Source organism: Bacillus subtilis subsp. subtilis str. 168 (genome assembly GCF_000009045.1).
GTDB lineage: Bacteria > Bacillota > Bacilli > Bacillales > Bacillaceae > Bacillus > Bacillus subtilis.
On the sequence record NC_000964.3, the window covers coordinates 1,102,538 to 1,122,174 of the forward strand.

21 protein-coding genes are annotated in these 19,637 nt (G+C 45.2%); 8 read left to right on the plus strand and 13 right to left on the minus strand.

Annotated elements, in window-relative coordinates; translation table 11 throughout:
* Positions 1–22 precede the first annotated feature (22 nt).
* Positions 23–418 carry a hypothetical protein gene (yhfM, locus tag BSU_10280; RefSeq protein ID NP_388909.1) on the minus strand — a complete coding sequence of 132 codons (396 nt, stop codon included), beginning with the start codon at positions 416–418 and terminating at the stop codon, positions 23–25.
* 148 nt (positions 419–566) lie between these two features.
* Here yhfM and yhfN point away from each other — a divergent pair, with 148 nt between their 5' ends.
* Positions 567–1,847 (plus strand): putative membrane metalloprotease, encoded by a 1,281-nt coding sequence (gene yhfN / locus BSU_10290; protein NP_388910.1) that lies wholly within the window; start codon positions 567–569, stop codon positions 1,845–1,847.
* Positions 1,848–1,885: 38 nt separating this feature from the next.
* Here yhfN and aprE read toward each other — a convergent pair whose 3' ends face one another.
* The gene (gene aprE, locus BSU_10300; RefSeq protein ID NP_388911.2) at positions 1,886–3,031 is read right to left on the minus strand and encodes a serine alkaline protease (Ca(2+)-dependent subtilisin E); all 1,146 of its coding nucleotides are present in this window, start codon (positions 3,029–3,031) and stop codon (positions 1,886–1,888) included.
* A 434-nt stretch (positions 3,032–3,465) separates the two neighbouring features.
* Between aprE and yhfO the strand changes: the two genes are divergently transcribed.
* The 3 genes from yhfO to yhfQ all read left to right on the plus strand — a co-directional run bounded on the left by yhfO (position 3,466) and on the right by yhfQ (position 6,167).
* Positions 3,466–3,915 (plus strand): putative N-acetyltransferase, encoded by a 450-nt coding sequence (yhfO, locus tag BSU_10310; protein ID NP_388912.1) that lies wholly within the window; start codon positions 3,466–3,468, stop codon positions 3,913–3,915.
* 71 nt (positions 3,916–3,986) lie between these two features.
* Entirely contained in the window at positions 3,987–4,979 is a 993-nt protein-coding gene (yhfP, locus tag BSU_10320) for a putative oxidoreductase (protein NP_388913.1), read from the plus strand.
* A gap of 216 nt (positions 4,980–5,195) precedes the next feature.
* Positions 5,196–6,167, plus strand: a complete 972-nt coding sequence (yhfQ, locus tag BSU_10330) for an iron(III) siderophore-binding lipoprotein (protein NP_388914.2) — start codon at positions 5,196–5,198, stop codon at positions 6,165–6,167.
* A 31-nt stretch (positions 6,168–6,198) separates the two neighbouring features.
* Here yhfQ and phoE read toward each other — a convergent pair whose 3' ends face one another.
* The 6 genes from phoE to yhfW form a co-directional block, all read right to left on the minus strand.
* The gene (gene phoE, locus BSU_10340) at positions 6,199–6,780 is read right to left on the minus strand and encodes a promiscuous phosphatase; putative (phosphoglycerate) mutase (RefSeq protein NP_388915.1); all 582 of its coding nucleotides are present in this window, start codon (positions 6,778–6,780) and stop codon (positions 6,199–6,201) included.
* 70 nt (positions 6,781–6,850) lie between these two features.
* The gene (yhfS, locus tag BSU_10350; protein ID NP_388916.1) at positions 6,851–7,945 is read right to left on the minus strand and encodes an acetyl-CoA C-acetyltransferase; all 1,095 of its coding nucleotides are present in this window, start codon (positions 7,943–7,945) and stop codon (positions 6,851–6,853) included.
* Positions 7,942–9,381, minus strand: coding sequence for a putative long-chain fatty-acid-CoA ligase (proofreading for biotin synthesis) (gene yhfT, locus BSU_10360; protein ID NP_388917.1), 1,440 nt, complete (start codon positions 9,379–9,381; stop codon positions 7,942–7,944). Before yhfT ends, yhfS begins: the two co-directional genes overlap by 4 nt.
* A gap of 6 nt (positions 9,382–9,387) precedes the next feature.
* Positions 9,388–9,948, minus strand: coding sequence for a biotin transporter (gene bioY, locus BSU_10370; RefSeq protein NP_388918.1), 561 nt, complete (start codon positions 9,946–9,948; stop codon positions 9,388–9,390).
* Between the two features lie 134 nt (positions 9,949–10,082).
* A complete protein-coding gene (hemAT, locus tag BSU_10380) occupies positions 10,083–11,381 on the minus strand; it encodes a heme-based dioxygen sensor (RefSeq protein NP_388919.1) in 1,299 nt (432 codons plus the stop codon).
* A 138-nt stretch (positions 11,382–11,519) separates the two neighbouring features.
* Positions 11,520–13,049: a putative oxidoreductase with Rieske [2Fe-2S] center gene (gene yhfW, locus BSU_10390; RefSeq protein ID NP_388920.1), complete on the minus strand. Its 1,530-nt coding sequence runs from the start codon at positions 13,047–13,049 to the stop codon at positions 11,520–11,522.
* A 111-nt stretch (positions 13,050–13,160) separates the two neighbouring features.
* Here yhfW and yhxC point away from each other — a divergent pair, with 111 nt between their 5' ends.
* Positions 13,161–14,018: a putative oxidoreductase gene (yhxC, locus tag BSU_10400; RefSeq protein ID NP_388921.1), complete on the plus strand. Its 858-nt coding sequence runs from the start codon at positions 13,161–13,163 to the stop codon at positions 14,016–14,018.
* A gap of 27 nt (positions 14,019–14,045) precedes the next feature.
* On the opposite strand, the gene yhzC is transcribed toward yhxC, so the two are convergent.
* Positions 14,046–14,279 (minus strand): hypothetical protein, encoded by a 234-nt coding sequence (gene yhzC, locus BSU_10410; protein NP_388922.1) that lies wholly within the window; start codon positions 14,277–14,279, stop codon positions 14,046–14,048.
* Between the two features lie 292 nt (positions 14,280–14,571).
* Here yhzC and comK point away from each other — a divergent pair, with 292 nt between their 5' ends.
* Complete coding sequence (gene comK / locus BSU_10420; RefSeq protein ID NP_388923.1) at positions 14,572–15,150, plus strand: competence transcription factor (CTF); 579 nt, start codon at positions 14,572–14,574, stop codon at positions 15,148–15,150.
* 46 nt (positions 15,151–15,196) lie between these two features.
* Here comK and yhxD read toward each other — a convergent pair whose 3' ends face one another.
* The gene (yhxD, locus tag BSU_10430) at positions 15,197–16,096 is read right to left on the minus strand and encodes a putative oxidoreductase (protein ID NP_388924.1); all 900 of its coding nucleotides are present in this window, start codon (positions 16,094–16,096) and stop codon (positions 15,197–15,199) included.
* A gap of 216 nt (positions 16,097–16,312) precedes the next feature.
* Here yhxD and yhjA point away from each other — a divergent pair, with 216 nt between their 5' ends.
* Positions 16,313–16,582, plus strand: coding sequence for a hypothetical protein (yhjA, locus tag BSU_10440; protein ID NP_388925.1), 270 nt, complete (start codon positions 16,313–16,315; stop codon positions 16,580–16,582).
* Positions 16,583–16,624: 42 nt separating this feature from the next.
* Here yhjA and yhjB read toward each other — a convergent pair whose 3' ends face one another.
* The 3 genes from yhjB to yhjD all read right to left on the minus strand — a co-directional run bounded on the left by yhjB (position 16,625) and on the right by yhjD (position 18,861).
* On the minus strand, positions 16,625–18,094 hold the full coding sequence (gene yhjB / locus BSU_10450) for a putative Na+/metabolite cotransporter (RefSeq protein NP_388926.1): 1,470 nt from the start codon (positions 18,092–18,094) through the stop codon (positions 16,625–16,627).
* Positions 18,091–18,291, minus strand: a complete 201-nt coding sequence (yhjC, locus tag BSU_10460) for a hypothetical protein (protein NP_388927.1) — start codon at positions 18,289–18,291, stop codon at positions 18,091–18,093. Before yhjC ends, yhjB begins: the two co-directional genes overlap by 4 nt.
* A 207-nt stretch (positions 18,292–18,498) precedes the next feature.
* On the minus strand, positions 18,499–18,861 hold the full coding sequence (gene yhjD / locus BSU_10470; RefSeq protein NP_388928.1) for a hypothetical protein: 363 nt from the start codon (positions 18,859–18,861) through the stop codon (positions 18,499–18,501).
* A gap of 151 nt (positions 18,862–19,012) precedes the next feature.
* Here yhjD and yhjE point away from each other — a divergent pair, with 151 nt between their 5' ends.
* Positions 19,013–19,636, plus strand: coding sequence for a putative integral membrane protein (yhjE, locus tag BSU_10480; protein NP_388929.1), 624 nt, complete (start codon positions 19,013–19,015; stop codon positions 19,634–19,636).
* The last annotated feature ends 1 nt before the right edge of the window (position 19,637 follow it).

The window sequence follows — 19,637 nt, forward strand, 5'->3', positions numbered from 1 at the left end:
GGTTAGCTTCGCTTTTTCATTTTCAATCCTTTGCTTCTTTTTTAATAATATTTAGCAGCGCCTTTGTATCATTTTTGCTTAATTTGTAGTATGTGCCATCCTTCAAAAAAACGGCTTGCTGGCTGCCGTCAATCCATAGTCTGAATGAGTCATACCGGTCTTTATGAAACTTGATTGTCCCTTCGTAATCAGGGGCTGATGTTTTTTCTGTCTTCACCTGTTTTCCCTGATTCATAATATCCAGCATATCTTTGACGTGCTGTCTTTTTTCAATCTCGATATCTTCCTGGCCGCTTGAAGACAGTGTGATCAAATCCGCGTCTACCGATTGATACACATCGCCTGATCGGCTGTAAAGATAAAAAAATGCGATAAACACAAGACCGATTACCACGATGGCTGCCACTATTTTTTTCATTTGCATCACTCCAAACATTGTTAGTTTTCCCAGCGATCGGGGTTTCCATGCTTAAAAGGGTGGAAAAGTGCGGAACACAGCTTGGTTCTAAGAATTTGAATTTATGATTACAATAGAAGTAACGGGTTGATGTGAGGAGTGAGGCGTTATGCGCAAGTGGATTGCGGCAGCAGGACTTGCTTACGTGCTGTACGGGCTGTTTTTTTATTGGTATTTTTTCCTGTCGGGTGATTCCGCAATACCGGAAGCCGTGAAAGGGACGCAGGCTGATCCGGCTTCTTTCATGAAGCCGTCTGAGTTGGCAGTGGCCGAGCAGTATTCGAATGTCAAGAATTTTTTATTTTTTATCGGGGTACCACTTGATTGGTTTCTGTTTTTTGTTCTGCTTGTCAGCGGTGTTTCAAAGAAAATCAAGAAATGGATCGAAGCGGCCGTGCCTTTTCGGTTTTTGCAGACCGTTGGTTTTGTGTTTGTGCTTTCGCTGATTACAACATTGGTGACGCTGCCTTTAGATTGGATAGGCTATCAAGTATCGCTTGACTATAACATTTCCACACAGACAACGGCCAGCTGGGCTAAGGATCAGGTTATCAGCTTTTGGATCAGCTTTCCAATCTTTACGCTTTGCGTTCTCGTTTTTTATTGGCTGATCAAAAGGCATGAAAAAAAATGGTGGTTATACGCCTGGCTGTTAACAGTGCCGTTTTCGCTGTTTCTGTTTTTTATTCAGCCGGTCATTATCGATCCTTTATACAATGATTTTTATCCGCTGAAAAACAAAGAGCTTGAAAGCAAAATTTTAGAGCTGGCAGATGAAGCCAATATTCCGGCTGACCATGTATATGAAGTGAACATGTCAGAAAAAACAAATGCGCTGAATGCCTATGTTACAGGAATTGGGGCCAATAAACGGATTGTATTGTGGGATACGACGCTGAACAAACTTGACGATTCAGAAATTCTGTTTATTATGGGCCACGAAATGGGCCATTATGTCATGAAGCACGTTTACATCGGTCTGGCTGGCTATTTGCTCGTGTCGCTCGCCGGATTTTATGTCATTGATAAGCTTTACAAGCGGACGGTTCGCCTAACCCGCAGCATGTTTCATTTAGAAGGGCGGCATGATCTTGCGGCACTTCCGCTGTTATTGCTTTTGTTTTCTGTTTTGAGCTTTGCGGTTACGCCTTTTTCTAATGCTGTCTCGCGTTATCAGGAGAATAAGGCTGACCAGTATGGGATCGAGTTGACAGAGAACAGAGAAGCCGCTGTTAAAACGTTTCAGGATTTGGCCGTGACGGGGCTGAGCCAGGTTGATCCTCCGGTGCTTGTGAAGATTTTCAGAGGCAGCCATCCGTCGATCATGGAACGGATTCAACATGCGGAGAAAGAAGAGAATGCGCCGGAACATCAGGATGCTGACAAATAAAAAGAAGCAGGTATGGAGGAACCTGCTTCTTTTTACTATTATTGTGCAGCTGCTTGTACGTTGATTAACCCTTTTCCATAGTAGAAAGAGTTTCCAAGATATGTTGCAGTGCTTTCTAAACGATCACGGACTTGCGCGTTTGTCCAAGTCGGGTGCTTAGAAAGAATTAACGCTGCTGCTCCGGCAACGTGAGGAGTCGCCATGGACGTTCCGTTATAAGCGCCGTAAGTGCCTCCAGGAAGTGTGCTTTGGATGGACACGCCAGGAGCCATCACATCAAGCTCAGAACCTGCGCTGGAGAATGAAGCTCTTTGGTTGCTGCTGTTTACCGCACCTACTGCAATAGTAGAAGGATATTTTGCAGGGTAGCCGACTGTGCTTGTGCTTCCGGATGAACCTTCGTTTCCGGCTGCGGCAGCAACGACGATACCGCTGGAAACGGCTTTGTCAACGACTGTTTTCAGCGCTGTAGAACCAGTAGGTCCGCCAAGGCTCATGTTGATAACATCCATATTGTTGGAAATGGCCCACTCAATGCCGTTAATAATCCAGCTATATTGGCCGCTTCCTGTTGAATCAAGCACTTTTACTGCATATAATGATGCGCTTGGCGCTACGCCCAGAACACCGATTGAGTTATTAAGAGCGGCAATCGTACCGGCTACATGCGTACCGTGAGAACTGCCGTCCTGGTATGGGTTTGTTTCAGAAGGTACGAAGCTTGCTCCGCCTCTGACGTTTAAGTCAGGATGAGAAGAGTCAATTCCGCTGTCGATAACAGCTACTTTTACGTTAGAGCCTGTGTAGCCTTGAGAGTGAAGAGCCGGCGCTTTAATTTGAGAAATGCCATAAGGAACAGATTGCGCATATTCATGTGCAATATGATCTTCTTCCACATATGCAACGCTCGGATCTTTTTTCAATTCTTTTACAGCTTTTTCATCCAATGTTGCTGCGGCCGCGTTAACATACTTAAATTGCTTTTGAACCTTTCCGCCTTTTTCAGAAATAACATCCTTTTTCTTGGCGGAACTCATGGCACTCATTGTCTGTTTAAATCCGACAATGTATTTCTTTTCTGTACTGCTTTTTCCGGCAGCCTGCGCAGACATGTTGCTGAACGCCATCGTAAAGATTAACGTTAACGCAAACAACAAGCTGATCCACAATTTTTTGCTTCTCACTCTTTACCCTCTCCTTTTAAAAAAATTCAGAGTAGACTTACTTAAAAGACTATTCTGTGAATTTATTGTAATAGATGGAATAATATTTTAGTAGACCCATTTTTTTGAGATGATTTTATCTCTATTTAGGTATATCATCTCTCGCTATTTCCGTAGAGACTCGAAATAACTATTTTCATACAGAAAAGAACGAAAATAGACATGAGTAAATGTTCATTATGCTGAAATGTCATGCTTTTTTAGGTTAAATGCTCCTGAGTCCCGGCAAATTCCTGTCGAAAAAATTCGTTCAAATGACCTGCGTGTGCTTCCGTGAGAACAATGGATATTATCGTGATATTTTTTCAAAGCATGATGATAAAAGTATTCTGAAAAATAAACTTTACAGAAAAGGGATAGAATGAAAAAATTATTGAGAGGGAGGAAGAAATAAGATGAACATTCGCCAAGCAAAGACATCAGATGCGGCCGCCATTGCGCCGCTGTTTAACCAATATCGGGAATTTTATAGACAGGCATCCGATTTGCAAGGGGCAGAGGCTTTTTTGAAAGCTCGTTTGGAAAATCACGAGTCTGTTATTTTGATAGCAGAAGAAAATGGAGAATTCATAGGCTTTACCCAGCTCTATCCAACGTTTTCTTCTGTGTCAATGAAAAGGATATACATATTAAATGACTTATTTGTCGTTCCTCATGCGCGTACAAAGGGAGCCGGCGGCCGGCTGCTTTCTGCCGCAAAGGATTATGCAGGGCAAAACGGGGCAAAATGTTTAACACTTCAGACTGAGCACCACAACCGGAAGGCAAGAAGCTTGTATGAGCAAAACGGCTATGAAGAGGATACCGGATTTGTCCATTATTGTCTCAATGTGCCGGCGAAGTGAAAATGGCGGCTTGATGATTTGGTTTTTTGAACGTTCTTCGGTTACGATATAAATGAAAAGGAGTGTGCCGAATGTCAACGTTATTTCAAGCCTTGCAGGCAGAAAAAAATGCCGATGATGTTTCAGTCCATGTGAAAACCATATCAACAGAGGATTTGCCGAAGGATGGTGTCCTGATTAAAGTTGCTTATTCCGGCATTAATTACAAAGATGGTCTGGCCGGAAAAGCAGGAGGCAATATCGTCAGAGAGTATCCGCTTATTTTAGGCATTGATGCTGCGGGTACGGTCGTCTCTTCCAATGATCCGCGTTTTGCGGAGGGGGATGAGGTGATCGCGACAAGCTATGAGCTCGGTGTCTCACGTGATGGCGGATTAAGTGAATACGCTTCGGTGCCTGGTGACTGGCTGGTGCCTTTGCCACAGAATCTTTCGTTAAAAGAAGCGATGGTGTACGGAACGGCGGGATTTACTGCGGCGTTATCAGTGCATCGGCTTGAACAGAACGGTCTGTCTCCGGAAAAAGGCAGCGTGCTAGTCACAGGAGCAACCGGCGGTGTCGGCGGAATTGCGGTATCGATGCTGAACAAGCGGGGTTATGATGTGGTGGCAAGTACCGGAAACCGGGAGGCGGCTGATTATTTGAAACAGCTTGGTGCAAGCGAAGTAATCAGCAGGGAAGATGTCTATGACGGAACGCTTAAGGCGCTGTCCAAGCAGCAATGGCAGGGAGCGGTTGATCCAGTCGGCGGAAAACAGCTTGCCTCGCTTTTAAGCAAAATTCAATACGGCGGATCTGTCGCAGTGAGCGGCTTAACCGGCGGAGGAGAAGTTCCGGCAACCGTGTATCCTTTTATTCTTCGCGGAGTAAGCCTGCTCGGAATCGATTCAGTATATTGTCCGATGGACGTCAGAGCCGCTGTTTGGGAGCGCATGTCTTCTGATCTCAAGCCTGATCAGCTGCTGACCATCGTGGACAGGGAAGTATCATTGGAAGAAACGCCGGGTGCGTTAAAAGATATTTTGCAAAATCGCATTCAAGGAAGAGTGATTGTGAAGCTTTAACAGGATCAGCTTGCAGAGAATGTTATTTTTCTGCAAGCTTTTTTGTGGACAGGATGATCAGCTGCTGAACTGCTGTGTCGCGAAACAAGATTTTCCTGTAAGCCGAACTTTCTCTTCTCATTTTAAAAATAATTGGTGATAATGATTCTCATTCCGTGTTATACTACTCTTGGACATCTTAACCATAGAAACTACCAACAGGAGAGACTGGAACATATGAAAAAAACACTGATTATTCTTACAGTTTTACTTCTTTCTGTCTTAACGGCTGCTTGCTCGTCTTCAAGCGGCAATCAAAACAGTAAAGAACATAAAGTGGCGGTAACACATGATTTAGGGAAGACAAATGTGCCTGAGCATCCGAAGCGGGTTGTTGTTCTTGAGCTAGGTTTTATTGATACACTGCTTGATCTCGGCATTACGCCTGTCGGGGTTGCCGATGACAACAAAGCGAAGCAGCTGATCAACAAGGATGTGCTGAAGAAAATTGACGGCTACACATCTGTCGGCACTCGCTCACAGCCAAGCATGGAAAAAATCGCTTCATTAAAACCCGATTTAATTATTGCTGACACGACCCGGCATAAGAAGGTGTACGATCAGCTGAAAAAAATAGCGCCGACGATTGCACTTAATAATTTAAATGCTGATTATCAGGATACAATTGACGCTTCGCTTACGATTGCAAAAGCAGTCGGCAAGGAGAAGGAAATGGAGAAAAAGCTGACGGCGCATGAAGAAAAGCTTAGCGAGACAAAGCAGAAAATCAGCGCGAACAGCCAGTCCGTGCTTTTGATCGGAAATACAAATGATACCATTATGGCCAGGGATGAAAACTTCTTTACATCGAGACTTTTAACACAGGTCGGCTACCGATATGCAATCAGTACGTCAGGCAATAGCGATTCAAGCAATGGCGGCGACTCTGTGAATATGAAAATGACACTGGAGCAGCTGCTGAAAACAGATCCGGATGTGATCATCCTGATGACAGGAAAAACAGATGACCTCGACGCCGACGGTAAACGCCCGATCGAAAAGAATGTCCTTTGGAAAAAACTGAAGGCAGTGAAAAACGGGCATGTATACCACGTGGATCGTGCGGTGTGGTCTCTGCGCCGCAGTGTAGACGGGGCGAATGCCATTTTGGACGAGCTTCAAAAAGAGATGCCGGCTGCTAAGAAATAAAAGAAAAGACAGGCAAACGCCTGTCTTTTTCTTATTTGATAAAGCCGGATAAGTGGCTGTTGATATTATAGTCTTTTATCCGCCATTTTTCTTCTGCAAATTCAATGTTGCTGAGGCAGGCGTTGACGAGACGGGTGCTTTGAAGCTCCGGGTCACCGCCGGATATTTCTGTCAGCAGGGCGTGAATTGCCGCACCGTGCGCCACGATCAGCACCTTCTTGTTTGGATACGCCTGATTCACTTTTGCCAAACCGCCCATCAGCCTGTCAGTGAGTTCTTCTAAGGTTTCCATATTCGGATAGATGTTATCTGGATAGCGCTTTGTCCGTTCCTCCAGCGGCATGCCCTCCGCGTCGCCGTAATCGCGTTCCTTAAAATCATCCATCTCGACTATCGGAAGATGCAGATATTCATTAATAATTTCCGCGGTTCTTTTCGCTCTTTTCAGCGGGCTCGTCACAATAATATCCCAAGAAAAGTCCTTTACATATTCTCCGGTTTCTCTTGCTTGGCGTTCACCTGTTGCGTTTAGCGGGATATCGGTTTTGCCTTGGCATTTTTGCTGCAGGTTCCAATCGGTTTCTCCATGTCTTACTAAACAAACGGCTGTCATAAAATCCCCTTCCTGACTTTATTCATATCGCTATTATACTAAATCGAAAGCGTGTGTCCTATGAAAAAGCCTATGCAAGAACTTCAAATAATAAAGCCAGTCCGATTCCGCCGCCGCTTCCGATGGCTGCAACAGCATATTGACAGTCTGGCCGTCTTTTCGCTTCATAAAACAATCTGGTTACCAGAGCTGCACCTGATGCACCGTACGGATGGCCAAGAGCTAAGGCGCCGCCGCGCACATTGATTTTTGAAAAGGGAATGCCGAGTTCTTGCGAGCAGACACAAATTTTGACGGCAAAGGCTTCATTGATTTCAAATAAATCGATATCATCAGGTGTTACATCGTGTGTATGTAAGAGCTGACGAATCGCGACAACCGGTGCCGCGGGCGGAAAGTTGGGGTGAATGCCGCTGACAGCGCTGCCGATAAACCGAAGCACAGGCTTAAGTCCCAGGGCTGCTGCTTTTTCTTCTTCCATTACCAAAAGAGCGGCTGCTCCGTCTGCTATGCCACTGCTGTTGGCTGCTGTGACTGTTCCGGAGCTGGTGTCGAAAACCGGCTTTGCACGGGGAATAATCGCTTCTATTGGCCGCGTTTTCAAAAATGCTTCGTCCGTCTCCAATTCCCCGAGAGCAACAACTTCTTCACGGTAAAATCCTTCATCATGCGCGTTCCTGCTGCGTTGATGGCTGAGAAGCGCGTACTCATCCTGCATGCTTCTGCTGATGGAATAGCGTGCAGCCGTATATTCTGCCGCAATGCCCATGTCTGGATCGCCGATCGCATCTGGAGAAAAGCGAGCCCGTTCTGAAAAAGGGGATTGGCTGCTGCTTTCTGAGCCGCCCGCGATATACATCGTGCCGGCTCCCGCTTGAATAAGGCTGCAGGCATAGCGCACAGCTTCAAGGCCGGAGCCGCACTGTCTGTCAATTGTCATTCCGGGAACCGATAAAGGCAGTCCGGCTTGAAGGGCTGACAGTCTGGCCAGGTTGCCGCCTCTGCCAGTAGCGTTTCCGAGAATGACCTCGTCAACTTGATCCTCTAGCTTTCGGCTGAGACAGCGGATGATGGGAGCCGCCAAATCCTCCGGCAGGAAGGGCTTCAGCAGTCCGTTTTGATTTCCAAAGATCGTTCGTTTTGCATCAACAATAACCGCATTCATTTATACTGTACACTCTCTTCCAGCCATTTTTTCACTCTGGAACGGGCAATTTTTCCGCTGCTCGTTTCCGGCAAGCTGTCTGCAAACACCCATTTTTTCGGAATTTTATAGGAGGCTAATTTCTGTTTACACCAGGCTTTCAGTGTTCTGGCATTAGCGTTTCCAAGAATGACAGCTACAGCGATTTCTCCCCAATACTCGTCGGGAATGCCAACGACAGCCGCGCTTTCAACCTCTGGGCAGGCGAGAAGCACACGTTCAATTTCTTCTGGGAAAATATTTAATCCTCCGTACACGATCATCCCGTTTTCTCTTCCTGATATGTATAGAAAGCCCTCTTCATCAACGTAGCCCATATCATCTACTGTCATCCATTCATCTGGTGTGCTGCCGTTCACATAGCCGGAAAACCTCATCGGGCTTTTGACAAATATTTTTCCGATTTCTCCTGGCTGGCAGCGTTCTCCTCCAGCGTTGCGGATTTCGATCCGGACATTATGAAAAGGGCGGCCCGCTGAATGCGGCTTCCGTTTGCTGTCTTCCGGTGAAGAAAACGTCACAAAACTAAGCTCTGATGTGCCGTAAAAATCGTACAGCTTGAGATGAGGCCATGCAGCGGCAAGCTTCTTCTTGGATTCTGCCGGCCAGTCTGCGCCGGATGAAATGATTTTGACGGGACTGTCGGGAAAACCCTCAATCCTTGCGAGGGCGTCTGTCATCGTCGGTACGGTATAGAGAACACTGATGGATTCACGGCACAGCCATTCCTTCGCTTTGGCAGGAGAAAACTTTTTCAGCAAACAAACGGTTCCTCCGAGAAACAAAGTGCTGACAGCCCCATATAGGAAGTGAGAGGACATTAACGCTCCGGGAATCAGAACCTTATCATCTGATGAAATCGAAAAATCTGTTTCTGTACAGGTAAAGCTCTCCATCCATGAGCGGTGAGATCGCGTAAAGGCCTTCGGTTTTCCTGTCGAGCCCGACGTAAATCCCATATAAAAAGGGTGCTCCGGATCAATGGTAGGCAAGGGATCAGCGGCTGCCTCAGAAATATCTGCCATACAGTTATCCAGCAATACAACAGGTGTCTGGCTATCTGTCAGTTTGTTTTTGAAAAAGGCTAAAGTAACCACAAGATCCGCATTGCTTATGGACAGCCGCTCCTTACATTCAGCCGGGCTCCAGCGTGTGTCGATGGGAATGGCCGTACATCCAGCCGCTGCGGCTCCGGCAAACAGCTGTAAAAACGCGAGACTATTTGGGAGCAGGATCGCCACACGATTCGGCATGCTCGGCTGTGACCGCAGCCAATTTGCGGTTTGAGAGACAAGCCGATCCCAATCATGGTACGTGATTTGCTCCGATTCAGTCTGGATCGCTACACGGCCGGGCGATGTTTCGGCAGTAGATGAATAGGTATGAGTAATTGTCATGTATTGTCATCCTCCTTTTGTAAACATCGTATCAGAAAGAGACAAGGCTTGAGTGATTTTTATCGCCAGAAATGCAGATACAGCCGCTTTTATCAAATCACCAGGCACATATGCAAGGCTCATGAAGGCGGCCTGTGACAAATCAATATGCATGATAAAAGCTTGTACCGGTATACCAAGCAGATAAATAAAGATGATGCCGAATACGATATGAGTGAAAAAGAGACGCAATACTGTCACCTTCCGCAGCCTGTTAGCGGCTAAACTGATCAGCCATGAAGCGAGGGGATAAGCAATCAAAAAGCCTGCGCTCGGTCCGAAAAACACACCAAAACCGCCTCGTCCGCCGGGCAACAGCGGCGCTCCGAAGGCGACGAGCAGCAAAAAGACAAGCTGGCTTAAGAAAGCAGACTTTGGCCTGAGAATGCTGCCTGCCAACATGACACCAAGCGTTTGCAATGTAATCGGAACGGGTGTAAAGGATAAGAAGAGAGGGGGCATAAAGCCGAGCACTGCCATCAGCGCGGTGAAAATCGCAATATGCATCATGTCGATTAATTTCAGCATGTGAAATCCTCCAAAAAGTAATCAAATATGGTTATACAATAAATGCAGGTAATTATTATGTCAACTGATTTTTAATTTAAGTTTACATAATGAACGCAAAAAAACCGGCCGTATGGCAGACCGGTTTTTGATGGTTATTCTTCTGTCAGGATGACAAGCGAATCAACGGAAGCGGCCACATGGGAAACGGCGCGGCTGACTTCCTGAAGCCCTCCAAGAAAGGCTTGCAGATCGACGTCGATTTTGCCTGATTGCTCTTTGCTGATTTTCATGCTGTGGACGATTTCATCGAATAAGCGGTTAATTTGCGTCATTTTTTCTTTACTTTCGCTGACTAGCTCATTCACGTCTTTGATATGCTTGGATACAATGTTGATTTGTGTATTCGTATTGTTCACAAGCTCAGAAACAGTAGAGACGGTTTTTTTCGTATCCTCAGAAAGCTTCCGCACTTCATTTGCCACGACAGCAAAGCCTTTGCCGTGTTCTCCGGCGCGGGCGGATTCAATAGATGCATTGAGCGAGAGAAGGTTTGTTTGTTCAGCTATGCCTGTGACGATGCCGAAGATTTTTTCAATTTGCTGCGCGATTTCATCCAGCTTGACCATTTCTTTTTCGATTTGGACAAGGCTTGTGTCAATTTTGTTCATCTGTTTTTGCTGGACTTCTAGCTCTTTTTTTCCGCCGATCGACTTTTCTTCAACAGTGCTGGATGTTACAGTGCCGGCTTTGGATGCTTGAGAAATGCCTTCAGATTTGTCCACAAGCTCTTGAACTGATCTGCTTGTTTCTGAAAACAGATTGGCAATCGATCCAGAGGTTTCTTGAATTTTCTGATGAAGAAGGTTTTTCTTTTCTTCTTGTTCATCACGGGTCTGGTTGTACTCGCTTTGAAACGCTTCAAGGACAAGCTGCTGTTCTAAGTTCAAGATTTTTGTTGTTGCTTTAATGGCTTTTAGCAGTTCTTGCTGATTTGTAATGGACGCTTCATAAATGTCAATCATTGACAAAAGGAGCTCTTGAAACGCACCCATATACCATTTTGGCAAAAGGCCGATTCTTAAATGGATGGAGGCGATTCGGTTACGCTTTTCAATAAATTCATCATCGATAACGCCTGCAAACATTTCCTGAATATGCCGTTTTAACGTTTGTTTTAAGCGGTCAACTGAGCTGTGATCATTAATGATATCCATCAATGAGCTTTCATGGTCAAGGTTTTTATAAAACGCATCGACGATATTTACGATATTTTCTTGAATGAGTGGCTGAAGCTGCTCTAACACATAAAGCTCAGCATCTCCCAACCTGACCATTTTGAGCTGTTTTTTGACATCTGCATGTTTGTTTGTGAGCTGAATGCGGTTTTTTTGTTGTCCGTTTGAATCTGAAAAGTAAGCTGTTTCTTGTTTTCTGTCTTTTTTAAATAACAATACAATGATCCCCCTTGGGAAAAATATAATTTTTACTTTTTGGCTTTTTAAGCCTTTTTCTTTTTTATCGGCCAAGGGAAACATGAATGAAGCTGCAGATGAAAAATATTTGAAAAAACGTTCATTAAAATGAACGGTTTAATCGAGATCTATTTGTTTTAATGGTTTAATGGCCGGACCCTCTACAACTTCGCCAGATGGCTTAAAGCGTGATCCGTGGCACGGACAATCCCACGTATGCTCACTGTCGTTCCACTCGACCTCGCAGCCTAAATGGGTACAAGTCGTATCAACGAGATGGAGGCAGCCTGTCTCATCACGAAATGCTCCCGCTCGCCTGCCGTTTATGGTGACGGCTTTCCCTTCTCCTGGCGAAATGTCTTCAAATTGGACATCAGGCTTTTCAAGCTTTCCTTTTATCAAATGCTTGGCGACATCTGCATTGTAGGAAATCACTTTCTGCAACCCGGGATTCAGATGGAAACGGGACGGCGTGAAAATGCTTTCGTATGGGTTTTCTTTTTTCTCCACAAGGTCTGACAATAAAGTGGCTGCGACTGCTGAGGACGTCATGCCCCATTTTTTGAACCCGGTCGCTACTAGAATATTGTCCTCATTTTCCGACATCGGCCCGATAAACGGGATTTTGTCGATCGTCACTAGATCTTGGGTGGACCAATAATATGGAATGCTTTCGATGCCGATGGTGCTTTCGGCCAGTTGTCTCAGTGTTTCATAATGTGTAGACATGGCTTTTCCCTGGCCTGTTTTATGGCTTACTCCGCTGAAGAGAATCAGCTTTTCACCGTTTACAACCGTATAGCGGAGCGCCACTGACGGCTGATCGATACTCAAATACATGCCCTCGGGATACTCGATCTTCGGCTTGATGGCAAGGACATAAGATCTGTCGGAGTACATTCTCGCAGCATATAATCCGCCTCCGTCATAAAAAGGGAAGTGGGAACAGCATATGATAAAGCGGCTCTTAATGGCGTGCCGGCTTTTTGTTACCACTTCGGGCCTTTCGCCTTTTTTGATATCAAGCGCAACGGTCTCTTCATAAATTCGGCCGCCTTTTTGAACAATTTGCTCCAGAAGCGCTTTTAAGTATTGAAGCGGATGAAATTGAGCTTGATTCTTCATGACAAGCGCCAGCTTAGAACCTAAGGGAATTGGAAGATCCTTGATAAGGTCTCTTTCAATTCCGAGCTTTGTGTATGCCTCATGCTCGGTGTGGATTTTTTGAACAGCGTTTTCATTTGCCGTATAAAGATATGCGTCTTGCTCGATCCATTCACAATCAATTTGATGTTCATCCACAATGCCTTTTATGTAATCAATTGCGTTTTGGTTTGCTTCATAATAAAGCCTCGCATGGTTTAATCCGAAATGGCGGATAAATTCGTCGTATATCATGTCATGCTGTGCGGTAACTTTAGCAGTTGTATGCGCAGTGGTTCCGTTAAGAACCTGATTTGCTTCAATCAAAACGACACGGAAGCCTCTCTTCGTAAGTTCATATGCCGTTGTGATTCCCGTAATCCCGCCTCCGATAATGGTGACGTCACATTCAGTGTCCTCTTGAAGCGCAGGAAAAGAAGGCAGGTCAGTTGATGTTTTCCAGTATGTTTCAGGTGCTTCCTTTGCAAAATGTTGATTAGCCAAGCCGTTATACCTCCAATCAGATTTATTCTTAATTTTTCCATATTCTATCTTTTCATACATAGGAAGCAGGCATTGTTCATAACATAATAAGGTTGAAAAGGAGTGATTTCATTGGCGAATCAAAAAAAGAAAACATTACCGCCTCAGCACCAGAACCAGCAGCCTGGTTTTGAATATCTGATGGACCCGCGTCCGGTTTTTGATAAGCCGAAGAAAGCGAAAAAATTAGAGGGCAAAACCGCTATTATTACTGGAGGAGACAGCGGGATTGGACGCGCTGTCTCGGTGTTATTCGCAAAAGAAGGGGCTAATGTGGTCATTGTGTATTTGAATGAACATCAGGACGCCGAGGAAACAAAGCAGTATGTAGAAAAGGAAGGGGTAAAATGCCTGCTGATTGCAGGAGATGTCGGGGATGAAGCGTTTTGCAATGATGTGGTCGGGCAGGCAAGCCAAGTGTTTCCATCCATTGATATATTGGTTAACAATGCAGCTGAGCAGCATGTCCAGCCCAGCATTGAAAAAATCACCAGCCACCAGCTGATCAGAACCTTCCAAACAAACATTTTTTCCATGTTTTACTTAACAAAGGCAGTGCTGCCTCATTTAAAAAAAGGGAGCTCTATTATTAATACCGCTTCAATTACCGCCTATAAAGGCAATAAAACGCTGATCGATTATTCAGCGACAAAAGGCGCGATCGTTACGTTTACAAGGTCCCTTTCCCAGTCGCTTGTTCAGCAGGGCATACGGGTCAATGCAGTGGCACCGGGTCCCATTTGGACACCGCTTATCCCGGCCAGCTTTGCCGCAAAAGACGTGGAAGTGTTTGGTTCAGACGTGCCGATGGAACGCCCGGGGCAGCCGGTCGAAGTGGCGCCAAGCTATCTATACCTTGCCAGCGACGATTCCACATACGTCACAGGGCAGACGATTCACGTCAATGGCGGAACAATTGTGAACGGATAATAAAAAGCCAATCCTTGAAGGATTGGCTTATTCGCTCTGCTTGAGCGCTGCATATTCTTTAGAGAGCGTAAGAAACGCATCTTTATCTTTTTCGTCCAAGGCTTTGTTAATTTGGTCCGTCAGCATGGCAAGCCGACGGTTATACAAGGATTCATCGAGCACCATTTGAATGTAAATATCCGTCATTGTGACATCGAATTCTTTTGTTTTTTGCGTGTTGCGGGACTTCATGAGCTCAGTGTACGATTTTTTCTCTTTCATAAAGAATCCCCCCAATGCCTTTTTTATAGTATATGGATAACGGTCGAAAAAATCAATAAATTTTTATAATTTTTAGACAACTAATACTTGGCAATCTATCGACATATCCTGCAAAATGCCGTAAACCGGCAAGTCTTATGAAAGTAAAATCGGTTTATTACTAGTCATTTAGTACCATTAAATATCATTAAAAGATGATTTTATCTTAAATGTTAAAAAAACCTGTCGTTTTACAAAAACAGATGATAGATTATTAGTATAAATTTTGCAGAAAAAGGATGGAGGCCATAATATGAGTCAGAAAACAGACGCACCTTTAGAATCGTATGAAGTGAACGGCGCAACAATTGCCGTGCTGCCAGAAGAAATAGACGGCAAAATCTGTTCCAAAATTATTGAAAAAGATTGCGTGTTTTATGTAAACATGAAGCCGCTGCAAATTGTCGACAGAAGCTGCCGATTTTTTGGATCAAGCTATGCGGGAAGAAAAGCAGGAACTTATGAAGTGACAAAAATTTCACACAAGCCGCCGATCATGGTGGACCCTTCGAACCAAATCTTTTTATTCCCTACACTTTCTTCGACAAGACCCCAATGCGGCTGGATTTCCCATGTGCATGTAAAAGAATTCAAAGCGACTGAATTCGACGATACGGAAGTGACGTTTTCCAATGGGAAAACGATGGAGCTGCCGATCTCTTATAATTCGTTCGAGAACCAGGTATACCGAACAGCGTGGCTCAGAACCAAATTCCAAGACAGAATCGACCACCGCGTGCCGAAAAGACAGGAATTTATGCTGTACCCGAAAGAAGAGCGGACGAAGATGATTTATGATTTTATTTTGCGTGAGCTCGGGGAACGGTATTAGAAAAATAGGAAGGAGCTGACCGAACAGGGCAGCTCCTTTCATAAAGCTATGCCGTCGGAATTCCTCCGGTGATGCCATATACCTGAGATGTCACATAGCTTGAATTCTCTGAAGCTAGAAATACATAAACATCGGCCAATTCCACTGGCTGCCCAGCGCGATTTAATGGAGCTGGCGGCGTGCCTTGTCCGAATTTCGGGATGTTTTCCGTCGGCTGTCCGCCGGAAATTTGCAGCGGTGTCCAAATTGGTCCGGGCGCAACTGAATTTACTCTGATGCCTTTGGAAGCAAGCTGTTTTCCCAGTCCGACGGTAAAGCCGATAATGGCGTTTTTCGTTGCTGCGTAATCTAACAGCATCGGGCTTGGATTATAGCCTTCAACTGAGGTAGTTGTGATAATTGAAGCTCCCTCCGGCAAATACGGAAGCGCCGCTTTTACAACCCAGTAAAGGGAAAAGACGTTCACTTCAAATGTTTTATAGATTTGTTCAGTAGGCAGATCTTCGATGTTTTCGACCGCTTGCTGTTTGCCTGCAACGAGCGCTAGCACATCAAGTCCGCCGAGTTCGTGATGCGACTGTTTGACTAGATCTTGGCAAAAGGATTCGTCGCTCAAGTCTCCGGGGATCAGCACTGCTTTTCGGCCTTCTGCTTCAATCAGCTCTTTTACCTCTTCAGCATCTGGCTGTTCCTCGGGCAAGTAGTTAATAGCCACATCGGCACCTTCTCTGGCGTAAGCAATTGCGGCAGCGCGGCCGATACCGGAATCGCCGCCCGTGACAAGCGCTTTTCGACCCGTTAGTTTACCTGATCCTTTGTAGCTTTTTTCTCCGCAATCAGGGACAGGCTTCATGTTCTTTTGCAGGCCTGGCGGTTCTTGATATTGTTCGGGAAATTCATCATGAAAAAATGCTTTTATAGGATTCGTAAGATTTGAATCAGACATCAGCAACGCTCCTTTTCTGTTTGGTGTACATTCGTATGTGTACCCCTGAGCATAAGCAGAAAAACATGTTTTGGCAGTTTGAATAGTGAAGGAAAAAGAAAACAAGAAAAAACAAAGCCTTCTTCCATATTTATCTTGTCAAATAAGACTATATGAATTATGATAAATTCGAGCTATAAATCAACTAAATATTGGGTGTTGGGAGAGTGAATCGTCATGAAAAAAGCGGCGGCGGTTTTGCTGTCACTCGGTCTCGTTTTCGGTTTTTCATACGGAGCTGGCCATGTGGCGGAAGCCAAAACAAAGGTGAAGGTCTATAAGAACTGCAAGGAGCTAAACAAAGTATACAAAGGCGGAGTGGCCCGCACATCGAAGGTGAAAAACAAAGGCGGAAAAACGAAGTACAAGCCTTACGTTTCTAAGGCACTTTACGATGCCAATAAAAACAAAGACCGCGATAAAGATCTTATCGCCTGTGAACGGTAAATAAGAAAAAGCAATCTGGTGTCCAGATTGCTTTTTTTATGCTTAGGCCGCCTGATCGGCCGCAGCGCTTTTCGCCTTCCTTGTCATAAGGCTGACTGCCATCATGACCGTGATATTCAAAAGCAGGGCGACGATGCCGACATTCAAGTCTTTTGCGGCTTGCGGCAGAGCCGGAAATAAAGTGCCGATCGTCGTTTCCGTCATTGTAATATAAGTAACTGCTCCGACACCTGCAATAATGCCGGCGAAAGCTCCTTGCTTTGTCACCATATTATGCTTGAGCAGGCTGAACAAAAGGGCGGGGAATAGCTGTGTGACAAGGCTGTAGCCCATCAAAAGCAGCGTAACGATGGTATTCCCGCCTTTGAAGGTAAAATACACCGAAATCAGCGCAATCACCGGCACTAAAAACTTAGCAAGCGCCGATACTTGCTGTTCTGTCGTGCGGGGCGCGATTACCTTGTACACATTTTTTGCAAACAGTGTGGAGGCGGACATTAAGATCATAGACCCTGGCACAAGTGCTGTCAGCAGTCCGGCAGCACCGATAATTCCGACAAACCAAGGGTCAAATGCTTGCAGAGACAGTCTCAAAAGCGACAAATCCCCGTCTGCGCCATTCAGATCTGGAACTTGCAGGATAGCCGCAAAGCCGACGAAAAGGACGAAGAGCAGGACCAGCTGGTACAAAGGCATGATGATGGCGTTTTTACGAAACACTTTTGGGTTTTCGGCTGAATACGAAGCGGAAAACGTGTGAGGCCACATGTAAAAACCAAGCGCTGTCAAGAGTACGGTTGAACTGAACCAGGCCACACTTTGTCCCGATTCGGGGAGCGTAAGAAAGCCAGGCTTTGCCGTTTCAATCTGCTGAAACATGTCTTGAAATCCGCCGTAGTAATGAATTGGCAAATACACACCTAAAAACAGAACGACAACCAGAATCATGATGTCCTTCACAACCGATATCCAGGCAGACCCGTGAATGCCTGAAACCATAACATAAACCGTGATGGAAACAGCGCCGATCCAGATGGCAGCGGTCGGGGTGATTTTGCCGTACGAGGTTTCCGATACAATCAGCCCGAGGCCTTTCAGCTGCAGTACAAGATAGGGAATGAGTGCGGCGATGCCGACCAGTGAAACGAGAATGCCAAGCAGCGGACTGTTGTATTTTTTTGTGAAAAAATCAGACTGCGACATCAGTTTATGCTGTTTCGCGTACGTCCAAACTGCTGGAAGAAGCCAGTAAGAAAGGATGTAGGCCAGACATCCGTAGGCGATGATATAAAAGGCTGGACCGCCTTTTCCGTAGGCCCAGCCGCTGCCGCCGAGAAACGTAAAAGTAGTATAAATTTCGCCTGCCATCAAAAGGAAGACGAAAACAGTTCCGAAGCCGCGCCCTCCGACCGTCCACTGCTCCAGGTTCATGTCTTTTCCTTTTTGGGCGCGTATACCGAGAAAAATACTCAAGAGCAGGACACCGAAGATGATGATGAGAGCTGCATTCATTCTGCTTCCTCCTTTTTATTTTCCTTGTCGAGGACATACACAATCGCCATCAGCGCAGAGGTCAAAAGAGCCCACATCACAATATAGGCAAGAATAAACGGCATGCCGAACACATAGGGGGTCACCTTATTTGCAAAAGGGATGCCGAGTAAGATTCCGATAAAGGGTAAAGCGGCAAGAACGTGAATCAGTTTCATAGAATCCTCCTTCTATTTAGGATTGAGGTGTACAAGCCTAAGCGTACTGAAAATGATGTCGCAGATATCGCAGCACATGTCATTTTTTGGAGTGAAAGGCTGTGGTTCGAATTATAAATAAATTTATTTTGTTTGTATAGTGTGAATTGTCTGAAATTAATGCTCTGAATCGCCCGAAGAGGGAACGGGCAGTATGATTCAAAAGGCTCAGAGTCTGTCTGGGGCAAATAGATAGTATGTTAATAATTCGCTGACCTGCTCACGGATTCGCGGATTAAAATAGCGATGGTTTTCTTCATAACCGTCGATGACAAATGTATAGAGTGTAAAGGCCTCATCGCGTTCCGTCTCGCGGATTGCAATTTTTCTTTTCCTCAGTTCTTTTCTGACCTCCATCAAATCCTTTTGTGCTATTTTTAATGATTCGCTGATAAGCTGTTTATAAGGATGCTTCAATTTTAATGTGCTTTCTTCAATTCCGGCGAGATCACGGTTAAAAATCGTAATGGCCATGGGCAAAAAGAGAGCCCGTTCAATTAAATCGTATATTTCCTCCTGCAGATTTGGCATATTGACTCCTTCTTTCTAAGGGAACGTTTGTTCTATTTGTATTCTATATCGGCTGGTGAAATGTTTCAAGACAGAAAAAATCACCAAAACTTTTTAGTTTTCTGCTGATAATGTGTAGAATAAGGATAGACAAACCCGGTAAGGAGTATAAATGTTGGAGCATTTTTTATCCTATTTGACACAAGAACATTTAACTGAATTATTTCAAAGCTATAGGGCTTTCGGTCCGCTCATTGCTGTGCTGCTGCCTTTAATTGAAGCATTTCTCCCGTTTTTGCCGCTGATCGTGTTTGTGGTGGCGAATACGAACTCGTTTGGCTTGTGGGAAGGATTCATCCTATCCTGGGCGGGATCAACTGCTGGTTCCATTCTCGTCTTTTTGATTGTCCGTCAATACGGACAGAGAAAATTGCTTGGATTTATCCGCAGTCATCCGTCTGTCAGAAAGCTGATGTTATGGGTGGAAAGACACGGCTTCGGTCCCATGTTTCTTCTGCTTTGTTTTCCATTTACACCGTCAGCCGCGGTGAATGTTGTTGCCGGTTTGTCAAGGATCGGAACGCGGCCGTTTATTTTGGCGGCAGCCTCGGGGAAGCTTGTCATGATTTTTATGATCAGCTTCATCGGATATGATCTGCACGCGCTGATTACACAGCCGATTCGAACGGTCATCGCCGTATTGGTGATCACTGTCTTATGGTATGTCGGCAAAAAGGTGGAGCGGTATCTGCATGTAAGAGCCAGTCAGCGTGAGCATGATGGAGGGAGACAGTAAC

Excerpts from the sequence above, each read along its gene's own strand:
- yhfM (NP_388909.1), bottom strand. The coding sequence starts at position 418 with ATGAAAAAAATAGTGGCAGCCATCGTGGTAATCGGTCTTGTGTTTATC.
- yhjD (NP_388928.1), bottom strand. The coding sequence starts at position 18,861 with ATGCCAAATCTGCAGGAGGAAATATACGATTTAATTGAACGGGCTCTC.
- yhfO (NP_388912.1), top strand. The coding sequence starts at position 3,466 with ATGAACATTCGCCAAGCAAAGACATCAGATGCGGCCGCCATTGCGCCG.
- yhfQ (NP_388914.2), top strand. The coding sequence starts at position 5,196 with ATGAAAAAAACACTGATTATTCTTACAGTTTTACTTCTTTCTGTCTTA.
- yhfN (NP_388910.1), top strand. The coding sequence starts at position 567 with ATGCGCAAGTGGATTGCGGCAGCAGGACTTGCTTACGTGCTGTACGGG.
- yhfS (NP_388916.1), bottom strand. The coding sequence starts at position 7,945 with ATGAATGCGGTTATTGTTGATGCAAAACGAACGATCTTTGGAAATCAA.
- yhjA (NP_388925.1), top strand. The coding sequence starts at position 16,313 with ATGAAAAAAGCGGCGGCGGTTTTGCTGTCACTCGGTCTCGTTTTCGGT.
- yhzC (NP_388922.1), bottom strand. The coding sequence starts at position 14,279 with ATGAAAGAGAAAAAATCGTACACTGAGCTCATGAAGTCCCGCAACACG.
- yhfP (NP_388913.1), top strand. The coding sequence starts at position 3,987 with ATGTCAACGTTATTTCAAGCCTTGCAGGCAGAAAAAAATGCCGATGAT.
- phoE (NP_388915.1), bottom strand. The coding sequence starts at position 6,780 with ATGACAGCCGTTTGTTTAGTAAGACATGGAGAAACCGATTGGAACCTG.
- comK (NP_388923.1), top strand. The coding sequence starts at position 14,572 with ATGAGTCAGAAAACAGACGCACCTTTAGAATCGTATGAAGTGAACGGC.
- yhxD (NP_388924.1), bottom strand. The coding sequence starts at position 16,096 with ATGTCTGATTCAAATCTTACGAATCCTATAAAAGCATTTTTTCATGAT.
- bioY (NP_388918.1), bottom strand. The coding sequence starts at position 9,948 with ATGCTGAAATTAATCGACATGATGCATATTGCGATTTTCACCGCGCTG.
- yhjE (NP_388929.1), top strand. The coding sequence starts at position 19,013 with ATGTTGGAGCATTTTTTATCCTATTTGACACAAGAACATTTAACTGAA.
- yhjB (NP_388926.1), bottom strand. The coding sequence starts at position 18,094 with ATGAATGCAGCTCTCATCATCATCTTCGGTGTCCTGCTCTTGAGTATT.
- yhjC (NP_388927.1), bottom strand. The coding sequence starts at position 18,291 with ATGAAACTGATTCACGTTCTTGCCGCTTTACCCTTTATCGGAATCTTA.
- yhfT (NP_388917.1), bottom strand. The coding sequence starts at position 9,381 with ATGACAATTACTCATACCTATTCATCTACTGCCGAAACATCGCCCGGC.